General features: G+C 43.8%; 13 protein-coding genes. 2 read left to right on the forward strand and 11 right to left on the reverse strand.

The annotated features are described in order from the left end of the window. Nucleotides 1-1,475: 1,475 nt before the first annotated feature. Complete coding sequence (gene serB / locus L3V43_RS22600) at nucleotides 1,476-2,489, reverse strand: phosphoserine phosphatase SerB (protein WP_237117453.1); 1,014 nt, start codon at nucleotides 2,487-2,489, stop codon at nucleotides 1,476-1,478. Between the two features lie 95 nt (nucleotides 2,490-2,584). On the opposite strand from serB, the gene L3V43_RS22605 reads away from it, so the two are divergent. Continuing rightward, the gene (locus tag L3V43_RS22605) at nucleotides 2,585-3,241 is read left to right on the forward strand and encodes an AhpA/YtjB family protein (RefSeq protein WP_010379158.1); all 657 of its coding nucleotides are present in this window, start codon (nucleotides 2,585-2,587) and stop codon (nucleotides 3,239-3,241) included. A gap of 69 nt (nucleotides 3,242-3,310) precedes the next feature. Further along, entirely contained in the window at nucleotides 3,311-4,039 is a 729-nt protein-coding gene (locus L3V43_RS22610) for an alpha/beta fold hydrolase (protein WP_206471851.1), read from the forward strand. A 380-nt stretch (nucleotides 4,040-4,419) separates the two neighbouring features. Here the strand turns inward: L3V43_RS22610 and L3V43_RS22615 are convergent, their stop codons facing one another. From L3V43_RS22615 to L3V43_RS22660, 10 genes are all read right to left on the reverse strand, one after another. Beyond that, on the reverse strand, nucleotides 4,420-5,223 hold the full coding sequence (locus L3V43_RS22615; RefSeq protein WP_102056225.1) for a TatD family hydrolase: 804 nt from the start codon (nucleotides 5,221-5,223) through the stop codon (nucleotides 4,420-4,422). Continuing rightward, nucleotides 5,189-5,830 carry a pyridoxamine 5'-phosphate oxidase gene (pdxH, locus tag L3V43_RS22620; RefSeq protein ID WP_199539682.1) on the reverse strand — a complete coding sequence of 214 codons (642 nt, stop codon included), beginning with the start codon at nucleotides 5,828-5,830 and terminating at the stop codon, nucleotides 5,189-5,191. The genes L3V43_RS22615 and pdxH overlap by 35 nt, the downstream gene beginning before the upstream one ends. Before the next feature lie 67 nt (nucleotides 5,831-5,897). Further along, nucleotides 5,898-7,640 (reverse strand): arginine--tRNA ligase, encoded by a 1,743-nt coding sequence (gene argS, locus L3V43_RS22625; protein ID WP_237117452.1) that lies wholly within the window; start codon nucleotides 7,638-7,640, stop codon nucleotides 5,898-5,900. A gap of 24 nt (nucleotides 7,641-7,664) precedes the next feature. After that, nucleotides 7,665-9,254 (reverse strand): peptide chain release factor 3, encoded by a 1,590-nt coding sequence (gene prfC, locus L3V43_RS22630; RefSeq protein WP_010604443.1) that lies wholly within the window; start codon nucleotides 9,252-9,254, stop codon nucleotides 7,665-7,667. Between the two features lie 608 nt (nucleotides 9,255-9,862). Beyond that, complete coding sequence (locus L3V43_RS22635; protein ID WP_102056222.1) at nucleotides 9,863-11,434, reverse strand: NAD(P)-binding domain-containing protein; 1,572 nt, start codon at nucleotides 11,432-11,434, stop codon at nucleotides 9,863-9,865. Between the two features lie 47 nt (nucleotides 11,435-11,481). Beyond that, nucleotides 11,482-12,312 carry an amidohydrolase family protein gene (locus L3V43_RS22640; protein WP_237117451.1) on the reverse strand — a complete coding sequence of 277 codons (831 nt, stop codon included), beginning with the start codon at nucleotides 12,310-12,312 and terminating at the stop codon, nucleotides 11,482-11,484. A gap of 21 nt (nucleotides 12,313-12,333) precedes the next feature. Then, complete coding sequence (locus L3V43_RS22645; protein ID WP_237117450.1) at nucleotides 12,334-13,323, reverse strand: methyltransferase; 990 nt, start codon at nucleotides 13,321-13,323, stop codon at nucleotides 12,334-12,336. 270 nt (nucleotides 13,324-13,593) lie between these two features. Next, nucleotides 13,594-14,586 (reverse strand): TauD/TfdA family dioxygenase, encoded by a 993-nt coding sequence (locus tag L3V43_RS22650; protein WP_010604448.1) that lies wholly within the window; start codon nucleotides 14,584-14,586, stop codon nucleotides 13,594-13,596. 15 nt (nucleotides 14,587-14,601) lie between these two features. Then, nucleotides 14,602-15,540: a TauD/TfdA family dioxygenase gene (locus L3V43_RS22655; RefSeq protein WP_010604449.1), complete on the reverse strand. Its 939-nt coding sequence runs from the start codon at nucleotides 15,538-15,540 to the stop codon at nucleotides 14,602-14,604. Continuing rightward, nucleotides 15,540-24,149, reverse strand: a complete 8,610-nt coding sequence (locus L3V43_RS22660; RefSeq protein ID WP_237117449.1) for a non-ribosomal peptide synthetase — start codon at nucleotides 24,147-24,149, stop codon at nucleotides 15,540-15,542. Before L3V43_RS22660 ends, L3V43_RS22655 begins: the two co-directional genes overlap by 1 nt. Between the last annotated feature and the right edge of the window lie 27 nt (nucleotides 24,150-24,176).

Consider the following 24,176-nt stretch of genomic DNA (forward strand, 5'->3'; position numbering starts at 1 on the left):
TCATTTCAACGCATGGATGCGTGAAAAGCGGTGACAGGGCCAAGGATGGCCCTTACACCGCGGTGACGTTCATATTGGCAATTTACTTGAGGAGTCAGTGTGATGTTGGGAGTGCCTTTTCTTTTGCGCAACGATTCTTTGGGTATCAAAGAAAAGGTAGTCGTAGCCCATGGATAGACGTCGAAACCTGTCAGGAGGACATATTAGCCTTACCCTCCATGGCTCGTATCAAAGCGCATCCATGCGCTCCTCGTTCATTCTTTTTAAACGACGAAAAAGAACGAACCAAGAAAACGTCGCCCCAGCATCACACTCAATCTTCAAACCCTAAGCCGACATAGTGCAACCGTCTTGTAAGGCACGTCCCTATGCCAGACAAGACTTGGCCGACATCCTGTCGGCACATTGCATATCGACTTATGCTTTTCGGGTGTGATGGAGGGGGGAATCGCGCTGTCTGTTAGTTCTGGTTTTATCCAGTAAAGTAGCTAATTAGCTTACAAGCACCACAAAAACGATCGGTGTGAACTCCTAATTAACAGTCTAAATAGTTTTGTGGGAGGTGATTCACTCGCCGAACAGTTATATTTTCTGGTGTGGTATTGGCCGTGTGCACTAGTTTTTCTCTCAAAAGCAGCTAATTTTCCTGCAAGCACCAAACAAAACTATCAGCGCCTTGTGTCTCCCTCATCACACCCGAAAGTAAATTGCCAATGAGTCATTTCAACGCATGGATGCGTGAAAAGCGGTGACAGGGCCAAGGATGGCCCTTACACCGCGGTGACGTTCATATTGGTAATTTACTTGAGGAGTCAGTGTGATGTTGGGAGTGCCTTTTCTTTTGCTTACTTGTTCTTTGGGCATCAAAGAAAAGTAAGTCGTAGCCCATGGATGGGCGTCGAAATCCGTCAGGAGGACATATCAGCCTTACCCTCCATGGCTCGTATCAAAGCGCATCCATGCGCTTCTCGTTCATTCTTTTTAAACGACGAAAAAGAACGAACCAAGAAAACGTCGCCCCAGCATCACACTCAATCCTCAAACCCTAAGCCGATATAGTGCAACCGCCTTGTAAGGCACCTCCCTATGCCAGACAAGACTTGGCCGACATCCTGTCGGCACATTGCATATCGACTGATGCTTTTCGGGTGTGATGGAGGGGGAATACGTTGCTTGTGAGATCGTCTACGATTTTAGCGATTAAGCTGCTTTAAAGCATTGCAAAAACTATCAGCGTAGCCTCCAAGCTCACAGTGTAAATAGTTTTGTGGGAGGCGGTTCACCCGCCGAGAAGTATGCTTTTCAGGTGAAGAAGAAGTGCCCTTTCTTTTGCGCAACGATTCTTTGGGCATCAAAGAAAAGGTAGTCGTAGCCCATGGATGGGCGTCGAAATCCGTCAGGAAGACGAGCTGACTTAATTCATAGTCTCGAGTGATTGGAGAAATCACCCTCCATGGTACGTCTCATAGCGTATATTATTTCGGCACACCTAGCAAATATAACAGTTGTAACAAAGATCCTTCACAAATAGCCGCGTCGGCACTTTCTACCACTTTTGGCTTACCATGGATTGCCACACCTAGCTGGGCGTTTGCCATCATCACTAAGTCATTTGCGCCATCACCAATGGCAACGGTTTGAGTCATTGGGATCGCATACTGAGTTGCGAGTTGACCTAGCACTTCTGCCTTTTTGTCGGCATCGACGATATCACCTAGCACTTTGCCGGTAAGCTGCGCGTTTTCCACCTCTAGGGTGTTGGCAAATACAGCGTCTAGTTGGAGTGGCTCAATCAATGATTCTGCAAACCATGTAAAGCCACCCGAGGCGATGGCAATATGCCAGTGATGCTGTTTGAGCGCCTGACACAACAGTTCTATGCCGGGCATTAGCGGTAAGTTTTCTTTTAATGATTGAATTTGTGATAACGGTACGCCAGATAGTGACGCAACGCGGCGGTGTAGACTTTCAGAAAAAGAAAGTGCCCCTGCCATTGCCTGTGCGGTGACAGAAGCCACTTCTTCATATCGGTCGGCCAATCGTGCAATCTCGTCAATACATTCAATTTGAATTGCGGTGGAGTCCATATCCATCACAAGTAGCCCCGGTTCTTCTATAGTAGGTGCTTGCGTTATCATCGCGCCTTGCGCATTAATGCTTTTTGCAAAATCTCTTACTTCAGCCTTGCTCGGCAGTTGCGATGCGTTAAAACGCATACCCAATGCAACTGGGAGCTGTTCATGAGGTTGATATGCCGTAAAATAAGTTTGCTCGATAGCAAATGTTCGAAGAAATTTCGCGACTTCCAGAAGGTGTTGCAATTGTATATTTGGGCCAAAAAAGCATATTGATTGGGTCGTCAGCTCAGGTAATTGATTTACTTGTGTGAGGCTTGTGTTACTTTGGCAACTATACCAATGATCCAGCGCCATATGTTCCTGAATTGGTGTGTTTAGTTCACGATTAGCGAATTGAATGATTGACGACATAAGTTGCTCCTTGATAGCGTTAAGCCGATTTTTAACATGATTGCGCTAAGCTGTCAGCACTGGACCTTAGCAAAAGCGGGCAATATGCGATAAATATGAAAAATTTACATGTATTAGAAGTGTTAAACTCGACCAGAGGGCGTAGATTATTTCGCCTGTGCATCGCCGCGACGTGTTTAATTATGGTGACTTGGCTTGCGTTTAATACCAGTTTTGAATCTCATCGCTTGCTCCATAATGGCGCAGACCTTACCGCAAGAAGTCTCACCAAGCAGCTCGCAAAAAATGTGGCATTGCCCCTCTCTCGCAGTGATACGCCACGGCTCAGCGCACTGGCAAATCACCTCGCTAGCGATGACTTTGTGCTTCAAGTCGCAATTTATGATTATCAAGGACGCTTTGTTGTTGGCAACGACGGTAATTCCTCACCCACGGATTATCAGCAGCTACCTCAAACCTTACCGGGACTGAGTAAAACCAAAAGCATTATTTCTGAACCAGTATATACGCCAACCGGACAGCCTCTTGGGTTCGTCAATATGGTCTATTTGACAGAAGCTGCTATGTCACAAAGCCACTCTCATTTCCACGAACTTGGACGAGTCGTTTTACTGATGCTGGTGATTACGATGGTATTCACATGGCAAATAGGTCGAGCATTAAAACGCTGGGAAGTAAAACGCAAAATTCGCAAGAAAGTAAAGATGCTTCCTGCGCCTGAAAAACGGGCAGAAGAATTAGAGCAGGGGTAAAGCTGTTAGCATTGTAATAAAGTTGATAACATAATAGTTAACCTAAAATAAAATCGAACAACAAAGGATATGAATAGTAAACTTTTTATTACCCCAAAACCCAATCCAAACGCTGAGTTGCGACTATTTTGCTTTCCCTACGCGGGTGGCTCCCCAGCAATATTTACGCCATGGATCGAAAAGGCAAGTGAATGTGTTGAGCTCGTTTTTGTGCAGCTTCCGGGGAGAGGGGCTCGACTGGTAGAGCCAGCAATAGACAACATGCCGGATATTATCTCTGAACTCATGGTACACCAAGACTATATGACCAGTAAGCCTTTCGCGTTTTTTGGACATAGTCTTGGTAGTCGCATTTCATATGAGCTTGCTTTTCAATTATTAGACGCAGGCTTACCTACTCCACGTAAAATATTTGCTTCTGCGAGTCGTGCACCGCATTGCACCTCAACTAAACGCCATTTACACGGTCTGCCACATGATGAATTTATTGCCGAGCTACGTGACTTAAATGGCACGCCAAAAGAGATTCTTGAAAATAAAGAACTAATGGAGTTACTGGTACCATTGCTTAGGGCCGACTTCAAAATAGCAGACACCTATGTCGCAGAGCAGCGAGCTTTACCCATCCCTATCCATGTTTTTCATGGTGTTGATGATGAGATCTTGAATGAACATGTCGCAGCATGGCAAGAGCTAACAGCACAACCATATCAGCTTACTGAGTTTTCTGGTGGGCACTTTTTTATTCACCAATACGCTGATGAGATGATCTCAATTATTAATCGGCAATTGGCTTGAGTATTGTTGGTGTTATGCCGGGAGAGCTTAAAGATCGCCGGGTGAACCGGCTCCTACACCTGCTTTTCTATTGCTGGTAAGTATGGTTTTATATCGTAGTAAAAGCATCAAGATCGCCGGGTGAACCGGCTCCTACACCTGCTTTTCTATTGCTGGTAGGTATGGTTTTATATCGCGGTAAAAGCGTAAAGATCGCCGGGTGAACCGGCTCCTACCCTATTTTTCTATTGTTGGTAAGTATGGTTTTTTATCGCGGTAAAAGCATCAAGATCGCCGGGTGAACCGGCTCCTACACGGGTTATCTATTGCTGATAGGTATGGTTTTATATCCAATTTGTGATATTGACTCGTAGGTCGAGATTTATCTCGACATCATCAATTTAGCCCAAGCCGAACAACTGTGTGGTATTTCGATAGAGCGCTGAGGCAAGCTCGCTTGGTGTTTCGCTTCGATATTCACAAAGCCTGTCAAATACTTGGACGACTCGCTTAGGAGAGTTCGGCTTCCCCTGATAACCATGTAACGGCATCGACGGCGAATCGGTTTCCAATACTAGGCTTTCAAGCGGCAGCTGTGATATTACCTGCGCTGTTTTTTCGCCTCTTGGATAGGTGATTGTGCCACCTACTCCTAGCTTAAAACCCTGAGCGATATAATATTCAGCCTGCTGTTTTGAACCTGAAAAGGCGTGGATCACCCCGCCATACTTTGGTTTGACACGTTTAAACGCGGCGGCAATTAGGTGATGACTTTTACGGTGATGGACGATTAGCGGAAGCTTTACCTCATTACTCAGCAAAATATGCGCTTCAAACAGTGCAATTTGCCGCTCAAGTGCATCGCAGGTTGTATCAATGCCGCACTCTCCTATCGCACACAGTTGGGTACGATTGTGTATTACATACTCTACCAACGCGGTCATATCGTCGTCGCAATGTTCGCCAATAAAATAAGGGTGTAACCCCGCGGCGATTTCACATTGTGGATGATGTGCTTGAAAATCAACAAGCTTTAGAGACTGCTTGAGCGTAACGCCAGGCACCACAAAGCGTTCAACACCATTGCTGCGGGCAGCTTTGATATGCGTAGCTAGGTCATCTGCCAACTCGTCAAAATCGAGGTGACAGTGACTATCTATAAAGGCGAATTTATGGGTTGAGCCGCTCAATTTCCCAACTGCCATCGGCTTGCTTCACATACATAAAGCGGTCATGAAGACGGTGCTCTCCACCTTGCCAAAACTCAACTTTAGTGGGCTCCACGCAATAACCGCCCCAAAAATCAGGTAGTGGAATTTCGCCTTTAGCGAACTTGTCTTTCATGCTACTAAAGGTTTGCATCAAGGCTTGACGAGATGACACGGGGCGCGATTGCTGAGACGCCCACGCAGCAAGCTGACTTTCTTTTGGTCGTGATAAGAAATACTTGGCAACGCGACTGGTTGGTAACGGGACTGCTTCCCCGTACACGATAACCTGACGCTCAATTTCATGCCACGGGAAGTGTAAGCATATCTTGTTGTTTTGCTTTAATTCTTGCGCTTTGCGTGAACCGGTATTGGTAAAGAAGACAAAACCGTGCTGGTCTACATGTTTGAGTAAAACAATGCGTTGAGACGGCTGGCCGTGCTCGTCAACCGTAGCAACGACCATCGCTGTTGGGTCGGTAAACTTGGCATCAATCGCCTGCTGTAGCCAGGTTTCAAACTGCTCAACGGGTGTGTCTTTTAGCATCTCACGACGTAAACCGTCTTTGGTATATTCTCTGCGAATGTCTTCAAGTTTCATCACTATTTCCTTTACAAAAAAGCCGCTATAAAGCGGCTTCTAGTATACCTTAATGCAAGTTAAAACTAACTTACATTTGCTCCATCACTTCGATACCAAGCAAATCTAGACCGGTTTTCAGTGAGTTAGCAACCAGATTACATAACAAGAGACGACTTTCACGGACGTCTGCTGCTACATCATCTTTCAAAATTGGGCACGCTTCATAGAATGTCATATACAAGCTCGCAAGCTCATATAAATAACTACATAATACGTGTGGCGTTGCTTCGCTGATCATCAGATCAAGCACTTCTTCCAGTTGCAGCAGTTTAAGCGCAAGTGCCTTTTCCTGTGGTGCTTGAATTTGAATGCGACCAGTTAGGCTAGCGCTATCCATGTTTGCCTTGCGGAAAATACTACGCACACGGGTATAGGCATACTGCAAATATGGCGCTGTCGCTCCTTCAAAGCTCAGCATCGTATCCCAGTTAAAGATATAATCGCTGGTTCTGTGCTTTGACAGATCGGCGTACTTCACTGCACCAATACCCACTTTACGCGCGATTTCTTGGCGTGCTTCATCAGATAAGTCAGAAGCTCTGTCAGCAAGTTTTTCTGTCGCACGGCTCACCGCTTCGTCAAGTAAGTCTGATAGCTTCACCGTGCCGCCAGTACGAGTTTTAAACGGTTTGCCGTCGTTACCCATCATTGTACCGAACAGGCTCGGCTCGTAGCTGGTTTTGTCTTTTAAAAGGCCCGCTTTACGTGCTGTGATCTCAACTTGGTTGAAGTGTAAGCCCTGACGCGCATCAACAAAAATTAGAATACGATCAACATCTAGCTCATTTGAGCGGTAATCACAGGCGGCTAAATCCGTCGTTGAATATAAGAAACCACCACCTGATTTTTGCACGATAAATACGGAAGGTTCACCGTCTTTATTTGCCAATTCGTCAAGGAATACGACTTGAGCGCCCTGATCTTCAACCGCAATGCCTTTCTCTTTTAATAGCTCAATTACACCGGCAAGACGGTCATTGTAGGCACTTTCTGCCATGATATTATCACGCGTAAGCGTCACATTTAACTTGCCGTATACTTCTTCAGAATGTTTAACTGAGGTGTCGATAAACATTTGCCATAGCTTCTTACAATGCGCATCACCGCTTTGAAGTTTGACTACGTAATCACGGGCTTTATCGGCAAAACCGGCTTCGTCATCAAAGCGCTTTTTCGCATCACGATAAAAGCTTTCAAGATCCGCAAGTGCGACATTTTCAAGGTCAACACCTTGGTTTAGCAAATCTTCAAGGTGTGCTATCAACATACCAAACTGGGTACCCCAGTCGCCCATGTGGTTTTGGCGAATAACGGTATCACCACGGAACTCAAGGGCACGAACAACAGCATCACCAATGATAGTTGAGCGCAGGTGACCTACGTGCATCTCTTTAGCAAGGTTTGGCGAAGAAAAATCTACCACGACTTTGTGAGGCGTAGCATGTTCAGCAACACCTAGCTTGGCATCCGCATTTGCCGCCTCTAGGCTTGTGGCTAAAAACTCAGGCTTGAGGTGAATATTAATAAAACCAGGGCCTGCGATTTCCGTTTTTTCTGCAAGATCAGCAACATCTAGGTTGTCGATGATCTTCTGCGCCAGCTCTCTTGGATTGGTTTTTAGTGCTTTGGCAGCCCCCATCGCACCGTTAATTTGGTAATCACCAAACTGAGGACGCGTGCTTTGTGTTACCGCTGGGTTTGTACCTTCAGGGATACCAGCCGCTTGCATCGCTGCATTGGCTTTTTCAATTAAAATACTTTTGATGTTCATCTGTTTTCCTTTAATGCGCAGCGATTAGTGTTCACGAGTTTCATGGAACTTCACGTCAGGGTAACGTTCCATAGATAGATTCAGGTTTACGCGACTTGGTGCGATGTAAGTTAGGTTATCACCACCATCTAGTGCCAAGTTTTGCTCACACTTACGGCGGAATTCAGCCATTTTCTTCTCATCATCACAGCTTACCCAGCGTGCGGTCTGAACCGTTATACTCTCGTAAATCGCATCCACGTTGTATTCAGACTTTAAACGCGCCACAACCACATCAAACTGCAGCACACCGACCGCACCTACGATCAGGTCGTTGTTGATAAGCGGCCTAAATACCTGTACCGCACCTTCTTCAGAAAGTTGTACCAAACCTTTTAAAAGTTGCTTTTGCTTGAGTGGATCTTTTAGACGAATGCGACGGAATAGCTCAGGCGCAAAGTTTGGAATACCGCTAAATTTAAGCGTTTCACCTTGTGTGAAGGTATCTCCGATTTGGATCGTACCATGGTTGTGTAGACCGATAATATCACCCGCAAACGCTTCTTGAGCGCGTTCACGATCACCAGCCATAAAGGTTACCGCATCTGCAATACTGACTTGTTTACCAAGACGCACATGGTTCATCTTCATGCCCTGGCTATATTTGCCAGAAACAATACGCATAAAGGCAATACGGTCGCGGTGTTTTGGATCCATGTTTGCTTGGATTTTAAACACGAAACCAGAGAACTTTTCTTCGTCGGCTGTTACTTCACGGTCATCGGTTTGGCGTGGTAGTGGTTTTGGTGCCCACTCAGTTAATCCATCAAGCATATGGTCAACGCCAAAGTTACCAAGTGCCGTACCAAAGAACACAGGAGTTAATTCGCCAGTTAAAAACAACTCACGGTCAAACTCGTGTGAGGCTCCAATTACCAACTCAAGCTCTTCACGTAGTTGCTCAGCTAAGCTTTCACCCACAGCGGCGTCAAGCTCGCTGTTATCTAGTCCTTTGATAATGCGTTTATCTTGAATCGTGTGACCTTGGCCTGTTTGGTACAAAATCGTTTCGTCACGATGGATGTGGTAAACGCCTTTAAATTCTTTACCACAGCCAATTGGCCAAGTAACCGGTGCACACATGATGTTGAGCTCGGTTTCGACTTCATCAAGTAGCTCCATTGGGTCACGAATATCACGGTCCAATTTGTTCATAAAGGTAACGATTGGCGTGTCACGTAATCGTGTTACTTCCATTAGTTTACGAGTACGATCTTCTACACCTTTTGCTGCATCAATCACCATCAAGCATGAGTCAACCGCGGTTAACGTACGATAAGTATCTTCAGAGAAATCTTCGTGTCCTGGGGTATCAAGTAGGTTCACCAAAGCATCATTGTATGGAAACTGCATCACGGAAGTTGTTACCGAGATACCACGCTCTTTTTCCATTTCCATCCAGTCTGATTTAGCGTGTTGATTTGAGCCACGGCCTTTAACCGTACCGGCTTTTTGTAACGCCTTCCCGAATAAGAGTACTTTTTCAGTGATAGTGGTTTTACCCGCATCCGGGTGCGAGATAATTGCAAAGGTCCTTCGCTTATTGATTTCATTAAGAAAATCTTGGGTAGCCATGTATAAATTCTTTTAGTTTGTACACGGATTTGTACATATTTTCGGAAGCACGCTCTTTCTTGCCCTTCGCTTGTCAAATCCGTCATGTTAATCGTAGTTGGCCGCTATTTTCGCTGATCTTGACTTTATAAACAATCAATGTTTGCTGAATCGCGTACTATTTAACCTGAACTTCGGATAATTAATGCCTTTCTAGCAGAAAGGCTATTTACGCTTATTGTACACCAACCTTGCTATTGAAACCGTCACTTACCTTTTTTGGTTAAACAACATAGCGAAATATTTGTGTAAAGTTAGGAACTCAACTCCCGTTCCTTACTAGCGAAAAGCTACTTATGTCCATATGAGTAAGGCAATAACCTTGCCCTTTAGTAGTTCCAAATAAATGAGAAATATTTAACGCAGTTAGCATCAGATTTGATTCTTCAAATTGAGCAAATAATAAGACAAATTGGTATTAAATAGCACGGCTCAACTGGCGCTCGCGCCAACATTTTAATCGACACCTTAAAAGGTGATGGAATACAACGCATGGGGAAAATTTGTTTTGCAGGACTCAAAAAGAAAGCAGCCCCGAAACACTTGCTTTGGGGCTGTTTCATAGGGGATTAGGCCAACTCTTCAGTTTTTTGTACTAAACGAATTGCTTCATTGATAAAAGATTGTAGTGGGTGTAAGTGAATATCTTCTTTCCAAATCGCCAATAGATCCTCAATAACGTGGTGTTCAGAAACTAGCTCCGTCCCTTGATACTCTCTAATTATTGGATGAAGAAATTGGCTGTGATCTGAAGCCGCGACATTTTCTCTATGGATCCGGTTGGCAGTAAACGGGTCAAAGTCCGCATCTATACCATATTCTAGTGTTACGGTGAAAAACTGTCTTTTCTCTTTTGCTAAAGATTCAAGCACATGATTTATGGGTAAAGAAAAACCATAATGTACTTTGTCACCATCTGGGTAAAAATAATCACCTATAAATCCAGGCTGCTGCCACATAGCACCGGACTCATTAACCTGATCAAGCACGAGTTGAGCAACATCTTCGTTGTTACAAGTAACTTCAGGGTAATGCTCGCCTTGCTTTTTGTTTAATATCGTATTCAATGCTCGACTATTATATCTAAACCCGTGAATAAATCCTGATGTCGCCATTTTATAATCTAACGAATGGGTCAAAGTACCCGCAAAATACATATTTTTTTGATTAACCGATTCAAAATCGTTATTTAATTTTGGATACTTATCTTTGATTGTGAGCTCTGGCTTCGTCTCTTCACTAAACAAACTAGTATCAATAGCAAACCCTGTACAGCAAAGTACTTTGTCATACCATAGTTCTTCTAGCTCCCCTTCAGCATGCTTGTATTTAAATAATACTTTAAAGCGTTGATTTACGCATTCAATCGACATAATCTCTGCGTCCAAGACTGCATTTTGCGATTTGAGTTGATAGGTATCAAGCACGTTGTTATTCACCGCTCTCAAATGACCCACGTAGTGTGTTTTCCATGCAAAATTTACAGAATTAGGACTACAAAGGTGGATGATGGCTGCAGAGGAAACTAAGTGATCGGCAGTTTCAAAGGCTGAGTTACCTTTACCAATCACTAGTACTGTTTGGTTTTCATAATCCTTTGTGTCAATTGACATCTCAGTATAGTTTTCAGCTAACTCAATTCCTTTAATCTGTGGGATATGTGGTTTCAAAAAGCCACTTGCAACGATTAACTTCTTAGCAAGAAAAACGTTCCCATTTTGATCTGTTAGCCTATATAGTGCACCTTCCTTATCTATATTAACAACTCGAGTGTTACATCTCACTTTAATGTCAAAGTGATTTACATAATCTTGCATATACGTAACTAAGCTGTCTGCCTGAGGAAAAAACTCCTTATCATAATCTTTAAATAACAAAGAATAATCATCGGACAACAATGAATTCCAGTCATGCCTCATATTGAATTCAGGATTGTCGCTCCCAGTGAATCGCTTATTTATTGAAATTAATTTACGATGCCTCGGAAACTTTTTATAAAAATTCCCCGGTTGCTCACCGGCTTCCAAGATGAGGTAGTCTTTTTGGTCACGCTCAAAGTAATATCCTAATTGTACCCCTGCAGGTCCGGCCCCAATGATAATATGGTCGATATGTTGCGTGTTATGTTCAGTACTATTCACGGTTAAACTCCAAATTTTTGATGACGGTTGAGTCCAAGCAGTGATGCTTAAAAATCTCTACGAGTGAGCAGACTTAATGCATTGGTACGCATTATTTTTTGCAGTTGCACTTCACTCAATCCAGAGTGTAAATAGCGCTCAACTAATGCCTCATAATTGCCACATACAGGCCAGTCTGAGCCAAATAAAACTTTGTCTACTACTTTGGGGTTACTACGAACCAACTCAGTCACCACATCGATTGGTACTAACGCAGTATCAATAAATGCATTTGGGTACTTAGTAATTACTTCAACAGATTCTTTGTACCAGTGCGGCTTACCTGCATGGCACAATACGACTGCCAACTCAGGACATGCCTCAAAAATAGGAATAAAGTCCGCGGGGTTACAGTACATTTGTTCTGTATCTTTTTGAGCCGTAAACCCGGTATGAAACATGATCACCACTCCATGCTGTTCACAGAGTTTATAAATTTCCATCATGTCACTACTTAATGCATCAAAACCATGATCAGCAGGATAGAATTTAAACCCTCTGACTCCAGCCTCTATACTTTTATGAAATTCAGCTATCGGATCCTTGTGATAATTAGGATTAACACTACCAAAAGGCACTAAACTATTGTTATCTTTACAACGGTTAGCGATCATTTCACTGGTAATAGAATAGTTTGTACCCGGCCCACATTCAGCCAGAATAATCCCTGTGCTTACACCCGCGTTTTGAAGGTAGGCAGACATTGCCTCACCATTTGAAAATAGCTCCTTAACATCAGCCCCATTTTCTAACGGAATTTTTTGTATTAAATCTTGGATGTCTTCACGCAGTTGCGGGAAATCACCCGCATGGATATGAAAGTCGATAATATTATTCATGGTATTTCCTTTTGTATTTTTTTATAAACTACCGGTTACGATATGCCTGTCAGTCCCTGTTTCTATCAGCTCTACACAAGAGAAACCCGCCTGGTGTAAAAGAGATTTATACTGCTCAAAGCTACGATGTGCGCCTTCGGTATGGAGCATCATGTTTAAGTGCATTACAGCAGTTGAATAGCGACTTCCAGCAACATCAAAAAGTCTTTCCAAAATGAATACTTTACCGCCATTTCCGGCGGCCAACTGAGCGTGAATTTTAGTGAGGATGGCTACTGATGAATTCTCATTCCAATTAGATAAAACGTTGCTCAGCAAATAGTTATTGCCATTAGGTATCGAGTCTTCAAAAAAGCTGCCAGCTTTAAATCGAATGCGGTGAAAAAGGGGATTATCATTACAATACCTATCAAACTCAGAAGCAACCTCAGGAAGGTCAAATACTGTAACGCGTTGTGCCTTGTTTGCAGCGATCAGCATACTGGCTACTGCACCTGCACCACCACCAACGTCAACAACATCTCCGAGTGCGTCAGGTAAAAATGAGATTAAGGGTTGGCCTGAGCAGTGACTCAGCTCCCACATCGCAGCAGCAAAACTATAGCTTTTGTCTTGGCTGTATATATCATCATAAGGCGAGCGAGGTTTTTCCTCACCAGTCAAAAGGTTTTCTAATTTAAATATGGACTTGCGACCTTGATCGCATACAAATTGAGTGAAGTTTCCTAAATAACGTATGTGGGTTTTATCGAAGAAGGGAAGATAATAATCCTCAACAGCGAAGCCATCACCACGTTCCGTGAGAATATCTAGTGCATTAAGCGTCAATAACATTCGATGCAGAGCTTCAGGTGCTAGGTTCAGCTCTTGCGCTAGCTGGCCGATATTTGTTCCTGGTGCCTGAACTAACCGTTCAAATATGTTGTATTTAAAACACAGAGCAAGTAATTCAGTAACGACATAACCATATAAATGCTTGTCGTACTCCTCAAGACTATACAATTCTTTCATTTTCCTTGCCTACCTATAGACAGTACTTGTAATTAATTCGCTAGGAATACTTGAACTGCAGTAAAGAGAAGTCGTTACATCAAGTACTTGGCTACATAGCTTGAAAGCAAGAAGGGCAGAAAACACTCGCCTGACTTTCAGCGTTTAGCTGTTCAATCATGATTAAAAATGTGTCAATAGTGACCAAAACTGAACACTTTGCGAACAGGTTAACATGTTAATTTAATTAATTTCAAGTAAATAAACAATTTGCAAATGATACAAAATGGTTCAATTTTTCATATCTGCCATCGCCACTACAACTTTTCTATTGCCGTCGAATTCATCTCGACCATGCGCAATAATGCGGTTATCAACCATTACGACATCTCCTTGTTGCCACGTAAACCGCACAGCGCAGGATTCATAGGCCTCTGCAATCAGCTGCATTGTTTCATCAGAAATAACACTCCCGTCTGCAAATGTAACATTTCGTGGTAATCGATCTTGCCCCAACAACTCAAGCAAAACGGCCCTCACCTGAGGTTCTAGACAAAATGGGTGATGTAGTTGCACTTGGTTGAAAAAGCTTACTTCTTCTGGAGATAAGACCAGTACGCCAGCCGTTGTGAACTCTGTAGTTATCGTATCATCTGCGTCGTGACTAAATGTTAACCCTAGCCGTTCACAAATAGTTTTGACTTCATCAAGGCTGTCTGTTTTGAAATAGTCCTGCCAAGACACGTCGAACCCAGCAGAGAAGTTACGCGTATATTTCAATCCCTTTGCTGAAAAGTCCTGCTTGATATGCTCCGGTAAAGCCTTGTATACAGCACGACAATCCACTAATGGCGTTGCCCCTCCAACAGCCGCTGGCTGTTCACAAAAAAAGAATTGTTTTGTTGGCCAAACCCCAGTATTCGAACTTTCATTATGGAAAAGTATTTTCATGTTATTAGGGTATGGTGTGGACTTGTATATTTTCTTACCAACCTCTTTTTTCGGTAAATCGCCATAGTTACCGTAAAGGTCAGGACAAATGGCTGCGGCAAATGCTTCAAAGTGCTCAGGAGTTGGTAATGAGAAGTCTCTAAAAACCAGTGCAGCATCGCGTTGTAATAAATCTAAAATAGCTTCCCGATTTGTACTTGCCCATAAAACGGGATCTGCTATTGCGATACCGGACAAAAAAGTAGGGTTAGTGACCGAGGACGGCGTTAAGTTGGACTCAATCAACGTCGCGAATGACTTAATATCAGCACCATCTATTATTGTATCTACCATTACTCTCTCCTGAAGTTAGGCCATGCCTACAAGCACTTTCCTGGCACCTTCAAAAGGTTGCCGGCCATGGGTAAAACGTAAGTTATCTAGCAGTAAAACATCGCCTTTTTGCCAATTGAAATGGAACATTTCCTGTTCATAAATTTCCCGGATTTTTGCCAAATCAGCTTCCGGAATGTCACTGCCATCTCCAAAGTAGGTATTTCTTGGTAATCTTTCAGTGCCAAACATTGATAAAAAACTCTGTTTAGTTTCAGGGTCAAGGCTTGAAATGTGGAATAAATGAGCTTGATTAAACCAAACTTTAAAGCCATGTAGCGGGTGTTCAATTGCAGCTTGATTAACCTGCTTGGTCCGTAACTCATTATCAAACCATTCAAATTCAAAACCGTTTTCATGACAAAAACGTTCAACATCCTCTTTACTGTCAGTTTGAAATACTTCAGTCCAAGGCAGATCAATGTCGCTATAGTTTCGTACATACATGATTTGCTTAGATTCAAATTTGGCACGGATCTCCGCTGGTAATTTTTCATATACCGCACGACTGTCAGCCAACGGTGTCGCTCCGCCTTTTCCTGCCGGTAACATACAGAAAAAACCTAATTTTTGAGGCCACTTATTCGCATAAGAACATTCATTATGCTGCGGTATCACTTCGTCATGGTGATACTCAGTGGCAGTGTAAACATTTCCTCTAAGTTCGGTCCTAGGCGTCGAGCGGTATTGGTACGAAGCTAACTCACAGCCAAACAACGTGCTAAGCGCTTGCCCAAACTGCTTACTACTCACAACGTTTAAACCTCGAATGAGCAGCATTCCGTGCTCATCTAACATGCCATTGAGTTGCTCCTTATGCTGTGTCACCCAATCAAGTGATTTCATACCTGACAACTCGACTTCAAGTAGTACTTCTCTATCTCGTGCTTCGGGTAGTGGTTTAGTCTTTAACATTATCCAGTTACTCCTTCATTTTTCTTATTCTTTCGCTTTAAACTCTGTTTTATTAGATCGGCTATCATGACTACAGCATCACCTTCGAGTAGACCGGCATGTGTGGTCTCAAATTCATGCACCTTCAGCGGCTGTTTAAAGGCCTGAGTAAATGACGCAGGCTCAATCACCCCGCCTTCTGAAGCAGTCGCTTTAAACAACTCAACGGCTAAATCTAATGGTTCTTGCATCGCCTGAGCAGTCGCCAAACTACGCCCTAAATCAACCCCAAATTGCAACGCTGCGGTTAGCACATCGCGTGAAAGTGGGAAATCAGGTTGTGAGGAAAATATTGACTCAATGATGGCTTGCATCAGCTCATCGTAGCTGTAGCTACAAGTTGGTGCTAATTTCGTGGCGATATGCTTATCAATATAGCGAGCGCTATTTAACAGATAATCATGGTTACTTTTCACTTTTCGAGATGTGCCTATCGGAAGTGAATCTATCATGCCTAAATAGGCAACATTCCGGCCTCGTTGCTGTAACGTAGCAGCAACCAAGTGCGCGAGTGTGCCACCAGCAGACCAACCTATGATCCTATAAGGTCCCTTTGGTTGCGTAACGAGGATTTCTTCTACATAACGCTCAGCTAGTTGCTTTGCAGAATCAAATCGATAGTCAGACTGGTAATTGTATGGCGCTTGTAACCCTAGTAGCTGATATTCAGGCTGCAATTTAGCTGCCAACTGGCGATAGTTATCAACACGCCCCCCATATGGGTGAATCGCGAAGATAACTTCTTCAGCTTGTTGCCCCAATAAAACAACTGACTCTGGCTGTTTCGGTGCTTGGCCTTGACCTTCAACCAATTCCACGACCCCAGCAATGGTATTGATTTTGCTCATTTGCTGAGCTGCTATTGTGATCCCTTGCTTCTTCAACAAGCCAATCACCAAAATCATTTTTACGGAGTCACCACCTAAATCATAAAAGTTTTCTTCGACCCCTATCGTTTCAGCATCGCAGCCCAAATATTGCGCCCAAGCTCGAGCAACGGTTAATTCCAAAGGCGTTTCAGCTCGTTTTTTCTCAACATTCTTTTGCACACTTGGCAATGCACTTTTATCTACTTTTCCGTTGCTTTTTAATGGGATATCTTCCACAAAGACAATCGCACTTGGTACCATGTAGTGAGGTAGCCATTGCTGGGCAAGATTTAATAGATTACTTTGTTGCTCCACAGCACCAGCTTTGAGCTTGATGTAGGCCACCAAAGTTTGCTCGCTATTAAGTATGACAACGGCGGTACTAACGCTAGGTGAGCGCAGTAAAGTTAGCTCGATCTCTTCCAGTTCAACGCGGAAACCACGAACTTTGATTTGATTATCTTTACGTCCGACATATACCAAATCTCCACTTTCATCTCTATATACCAAATCCCCCGTGGCGTAACGACGCGAACTATCGGACGCCCAAGGGTCAAGAGTGAAATACTGATCCGTTAACGACGACTGTCTGATGTATCCTAAAGCAACACCGCTTCCTGATAAGTACAGCTCACCTACGATGCCATCAGGCACCAACTCTTTGTTATCATCCAGCACACAAGCTCGCATTCCTGGAATAGGGTGACCTATCGCTATTGGCTTAGCATCCACATCATTAATAACCTGTGTACATGCCCCAATGGTAGTCTCTGTTGGACCGTAGTGATTAATTACTTCCACGCCATCATTAAGTAGCGTGCGAATGACTTGACGAGCATCGGATTGAATAGCTTCACCACCCACGAATACATGGTTTAGCGATGTCAATTTTCCATCATAATGCGTTAACAGTGCAGCCAGTAGACTCGGAGTCAGCTTAATCACATTAATCTCACGTGCAAGGATATGCTGGGTAAAACTATCACCGCTTTGGATCAACTCTCGACTACCTATATCTACACTGCCTGCTGTCGCCAACGCTAGAAGTATCGAGGTGTAACCCAAATCTGTGGCAAATGAAGTAAGGAGAGCAAAGCGACTATGTTGGGCAATCGCGTGTCGAGATAACATGGCATCAACGTAATGGCTTATGTTGCCATGACTCACGGCCACTCCTTTAGGTTTACCAGTTGTACCCGACGTGTAGATAATATAAGCGATATCATTAGCGTGAGGGATGTCCCCCTCAAACTCGATATGTTCAGAAGCTAGTTTTGTTATGCATAGCTGTCGTTGAGACTTGGTCATTGCATGTTGAGTCGTGGGCTCAGTGAGCGTTAGGTCTAGCTGTGCATCTTGAGCAATGAAAGCTAGACGCTCTGCTGGCCATTCCTTTTCCAATGGCACAAATGCAGCGCCAACTTTAAATGTCGCTATAATTGAAGCTAAATAACCCACGCCCTTTTCTAGACAAATTCCAACCCGACTTTGTTTACCTATACCGTTTTCTGATAACTGTGTAGCGATTTGATTAGCAATTGTATTTAATGCTCGATAATTCGTACTTACCCCATGGCTATAAACAGCTTCAGCCTCTGGATAACTGGCAAATTGATGCTTTAAGGTAGCAATAAAACTCGGGGAAGTTTGCGTTTGTCGGCCATAACCACTGTTCACTAAAACAGCTTGTTGCTGCGCTTTGGTTAGCCAAGCTAATGTCGATATTGGCTTATCTGATCCGTGTGACATGGCCGTAAGGATTTCGCCTAGGCAGCTACGAAGCTGTTCTATCCCGTGTTTTGAATAATGATTACTATGGTACTCGAACTTAATCTTGAGTACCTCGCCATGAGAGGCTATCAAAGAAAGAGGGAAATTGTTGCCTTGCTGCGATTCAATATTTTTGATTTGCAGTGACTGCTCTGTGTGCCTACTCGCATCGGATAAAGAGCGCGGATAGTTCTCAAATACTAATAAGCTATCAAATAGGCCGCGACCGGCATGTTCACTAGATAACTTTTGAATTTTTGATAACGGAAAATAACTGTATTCATCTCTTTCAATATAATCTGATTGGAGCTGTAGTAACAGCTCAGATACGCTCTGCTCTGAGTCAAGAGAGATGACCGCGGGCACTGTGTTAATAAATAGCCCCACCATTGACTCTACCCCATTCAAATCTGCAGGGCGGCCGGATACGGTTGTACCAAACGTAACCTGTTTACTGCGGTTTGCTCGACTCAACAATAAAGCCCAAGCAGCTTGCAATACAACATTCAGGGTGGTGCGCGTTTGCTTTGCAAGCAGAGTTAACGCATTAGTTTGCTCGACTGTTAGTTGTAAATATTCCCTCGCAACCACATAGTCAGGCTGCTCTAGGTAACGAGAAAAAGGTAAATGACTTCGTTTAGTAATTTGACCCACTTGAGTACGCCAAAACTGCTCAGCTTTATCACTATCTTTACTTTGTAGCCAGGCGATGTAATTTTTGTAAGGCACGGCTGGCGATAGTTGTATATCTCGCTTGTTACTTAATGCATGATAAATCGCTAATAGCTCGGAGAAAACAATACCAGAACACCAACCGTCGATTAATGCATGGTGCTGAGTCCACAAAAGCTGATAGTGTTGGGGCGCCAATTGCCAAACCGTTACTCGTACTAAAGGTGGCATATTGACATTAAAGCCTTCCGCCTTGTCTTCAGCACGCACTTGATTGACTATCGCTTGTTGTTCCGCCACATCTAGTTGACTTAAATCAAACTCTTGCCAAGGTAATGTCACCTGTTGATGGACAATCTGATTGATTATTCCTAGCTCTGACGTTCTAAATCCAGTTCGAAAAATGTCGTACCTATCTACCAGACACTGCCAAGCAGCACGCAGATGGCCGAGATCAACCTCACCAATCACTTCCATAAATAGCTGGTTGGCGTATGCACCACGCTCCAAGTTACTATGGTATAGCATCCCTTCTTGCATTGGCGTTGTCGCATAAATATCTTGAATAGCTTGGCCTTGCGTCCAGCTTTTTAGCTCTTGCGGCTGGACAGTTGCCAACGGAAAATCCGACGCCGTAAAAATACCGGCTTCAACATCACAGCAGTGCTGAATAATCTCTTCTAAACTTCTGACAATTAGCTGGTTTAACTTTTGGAGAGACTCGCAGGAGTAACCGTTTTTGTCATAGCTCAAGTTGAACTGTAATTGCTCGGCCAAAATTTTACCGTTGAAGCTAAGCCCGTGTGTTAACTTTCTATGAGGGCTGATAGCTCGCCCGGTACCTTCCTCTACAGCAAACAATAGCGATTGCTCATTGATCACCTGCTTAAATTGGCCTAGATAGTTGAATACAATTTCAGCGTGAGGTTCAACATTACTCCCCAACAGACCTGCCCGAGCTAATAACCCAAAGCCGAGTCCTTTATTTGGAATGGCACGGTATTGCTCTTTTACTGCACAAATTAGCGCTTCAAGATCCCCATCAGGCGCTTCTAATGTAAGTGGGTATGAGGTAGTAAACCAGCCGATAGTGCGACTGAGATCATGGCCGCTATCAAGCTCTTCGCGACCATGCCCCTCTAAATCTATGCGCATGATAGACTGTTCCGACCAAAGACTAAAACCACGTAATAGCGCTGCAATGAGTAGCTCATTTATTTGTGTTCTATAAGTGCTATTAGCTCGTTGCAACAACAAGCTTGTATAATCCTTATCCAATGCAAACTGTAAACTACCAACAAACTCATTACTTATGTATGCCTCACTCGTCTCACCGCGCCGATAACTAGGTACAGGTAGCGCTAACCGCTCTCGCCAATAAGCAATCTCGTTGGCGTTCTGTTCTAGATTTGGCCATGAGTCTAAATACTCGCACCATGTTTGATAAGCGGTGGTCTTTTGCCCAAGCTCAAATAGAGCATGATGAGTGGGCTCTTGGCTCTTATCTAAACAGCGCTCAAAGTCTTCCAGCAGAATACGCCAAGAGACTCCATCTATAATAAGGTGGTGGCAAATAATCAGCAGACGCTGCTGCTGTTTTGGATCAGTAAACAAGACCACCTTGAATAAGGGGCCAACTGTAATGTTGAGGCTTTGCTGTAACTCATCCGCAATACCTGTAATTGAATTTAAATTATCAACATTGATTACGCTTAGTACTGCGTCAATATCAAAACTTGAAGTGTCAGCAAACTCACCAACCCAACCAGTATCTTGATGTTTAAAACGCAACCTCAGTGCATCATGCTGGACCACTAAGCATGTAACAACTTGGGTCAGAAACTCTTTAGTTAACTGGATTTGGCAACCGAGCATAACAGCCTGATTAAAATGATTTAGTCCAGCCTCATCCATAAAAAAAGCTTGATGAATAGGCAGTAATGGTAAGGTTCCAGCACTTGCCTGCTGTGAGACCTGCTGTACTTGTGAAGTCGAAACATGGGCAGCCAGTGCAGCTATGGTTTGGTAGGAGAACAACTGCTTAACAGAAAAGTACAATCCAACCCTTGCGGCTCTCGACACTAGCTGTATAGACAAGATCGAATCACCACCCAGTTCAAAAAAGTTACTCGTAACACTTAGGTGTTGTGGTGAAAGTCCCAGCAACTGAGCATACAACTCAACCAGTTGATGCTCTATATCATTGCTTGGCGCTTGGTATGATTCTTGTTGCGCCAACATATCTATTTTGGGTAGTGCCTGTTTATCAACCTTGCCACTTTGGGTGACAGGCAGTGCATCAAGCACAGCAAAACCTGCAGGGATCATATAATTGGGCAAACGCTCATGCAGTTGTGCTTTCACCGATGCAATAAGTTCACCGTCAGAGCCAACTACCTCATTGCTCGCTACGATGTAGGCTAGCAACCTACGCTGTCCCGCAGCCAATTCTTCAACAACTACTTCTGCTGCGGTTACACCAACAGCTAACAGTAGTTGCTGCTTAACTTCCTCAAGCTCAATCCGGAAGCCTTTAATACTCACTTGATCATCAATACGTCCCAGATATTCAAATTCTCCGCGGCTATTTTGCCGCGCAATATCTCCAGTAAAATACCACCGCCCCGCCCCAAAAGGGTTCGTGATAAATTTTTGCAAAGTCAGCTCTGATTTATTCAAATAACCTAAAGCCAACCCACTTCCCGCTATCACTAACTCTCCACACAAGCCTTTCGGTAAAGGTTGACCGTCGCGACTCAAGACAAATAGTTGGGTGAAATCTACAGGAGTACCAATTGTGACCTGATGCTGGGGTTTTAGCTCAGCAATACTGGCACACACTGTAGACTCGGTGGGCCCATACGCATTAAACATAGGGTATCGCCCAGCCCACTGCTCGGCCAAACCTTCATCGCAAGCCTCGCCTCCGACCAACAGAGCTTTAAAATCATAATTATCATGATAAGGAAGGTGGCGAAGAAGTGTCGGCGGCAACAGTGTGTGAGTAATACTTTGTTGCTGTAAAAACGAGCTTAGCTGTGCAGGATCGGTTTTACATTGCGGATCGCAAAAATGTAGACTGCCACCATTTAATAATGCCCATTGCCATTCCATGATAAAAGCATCAAAGCTAATAGTGGCAAATTGTAGTACTCGGCAATTAGAGTCAATTGCAAATCGCTGTCCCATATAGAGCCCAAATTGCAAAGCACTTTGCTGCGAAATGACAACGCCTTTGGGATTGCCTGTCGAACCCGAAGTGTAAATCACATAACTTGGTAGTGTAGATGGGTCACCTTGGTGGGGCTCAAAGCCTTCAGTAACATAATGATTTAATATTCGTTGCTCAAAATCATCATCGAAACATATGACCTTGAGGCCATCACGCTTGTCGAGCCCTATCTTTTCTTCCGATGTGATCACCAATGACACTGATGCATCATCAAAAATATACTGTAACCTCGCCTTAGGTAAATCAGGTGAGACAGGTAAATAGGCTGCTCCAAGCTTCATAATGCCCAAAATAGTATATATTAAGCGCTCATTCTGAATCATACTTACAGCCACAATATCGCCAGCACCTACCCCCAACTCTTGAAGATGTATAGCCATTTGTGTCGAGGCGCTATCAACTGTTTGATAGCTAATGTGGTTATTTTGCGATATTAACGCGGTTTGGTTATGAAGCTTTTGGGCCTGCGCACTAAAATGAAGATGAACATGATCTGCTAGTGGCTGACCTTCAAACTGCGGTTGGTTGGGAGTAACTAGCTTCGTGCGCTCAGCATCAGTGATCATATTGATGCGACTTAAGGGCAAACTAAGATCATGGCAATTTAATAGGGAGATTAGGGTACATTCAAAAAATTCAGCAAATTGTGTTATCGTTTCAGGCTTAAAAATAGCACTATCATAAACCCATTTGATTTGGCCACCTTGCTCACCCAAAGCAACATTAATATCTATATCAAATTTAGCTACCACCCCTTTGCGCTCAATAGGTAGTAACTCAAGGTGAGGTAGCTCTAATGCAGTGTTTTGACCGCTCGTTGTACTTAGCAGTACCTGAAATAATGGGGTGTATTGGGCGCTTCTGGCTGGCACGCAATGCTCAACTATCTGCTCGAAAGGAATATCTTGATTAGATTGAGCACCTAAATTAACTTCTTTAATGTGCTCAAGATATGCATTAACACTAGACGCATCGACATTTGCTTTTAAAACGAGCGTATTAACAAAAAAGCCAACCACTTGCTTCAACTCTGACTTCATTCGGTTAGCGGCTGGCGTTCCCACCACAAATTCGGCTTGGTTACTACAGCGTGCCATCATAAGATTCAGCACCGCATGAAATAACATGAATGGAGTCAGTCCATGCTCCTTTGCAAACATCAACGCTCGACGGCTTACGCTGCCTTCGAGTCGTCTGGAAAGTTTAAGGCCTTGATAGCGTTTAAAATCTGGCCGTGGATAATCCATGGGTAGACGATGAACGGCAGGCATTCCTTCAAGTTGATGCTGCCAATATTCAAGTTGCTTTTGCAACACTTGCTGATCCAAGTGTTGGCGTTGCCAAAGTGCAAAATCACCGTATTGTATCTCCGGTTCAACGACACTCGCTGGGCGGTCATCCAGTTGAGCCTGATATTCTGCCACAAATTCACGCGTGACAATTTCCATCGACCAACCATCAGAAGCAATATGATGCATACTAAACAGTAATACCCCAACAGCCCGTTCTTGCTCGCGTGGCAAAGAGATATAACTTGCTCGGAGCATCACATCGGTACTTAAATCGAACGGTTTTTCACATTCGCGCTGGAGTAACTCCTCCATCGTATTCGCATTTGGTGCACATTCGTCACGGCTCAAGTCGTAAACTGTCATTGCAAATTCAGGAGTCGCTTGAATAATCTGAATAGGCTCTCCGTCCTTGTCATCATATGTCGTTCGAAGCACTTCATGGCGGGTGATGATCTGTTGTATTGCCTGTTGGGCCGCCACAACGTTAAACTCTCCTCTAACGGTGAAGCCTCCGGAGATATTATATTCTGCGCCCTGGTCAGAAAGCTTATCGAGAAACCACAGGCGTTGCTGTGCGAACGATAAAGGCAAGGTGTTAGACCCTATTTGCCGAGCTGTAATTTTGCTTTGTTTCTTAGCCAACATCTGGGCGCGCTTTTGCTCTGCCAACTTTTTAATCAGCGCGGCTCGCTTGCGATTTGACTCTGCCACTGACTGTGTATTCTCAATATCCATTTTCGTTATACCTATTTTGTTATGCGC

This window comes from Pseudoalteromonas sp. L23, from assembly GCF_021728455.1.
Taxonomy (GTDB): Bacteria; Pseudomonadota; Gammaproteobacteria; order Enterobacterales; family Alteromonadaceae; genus Pseudoalteromonas.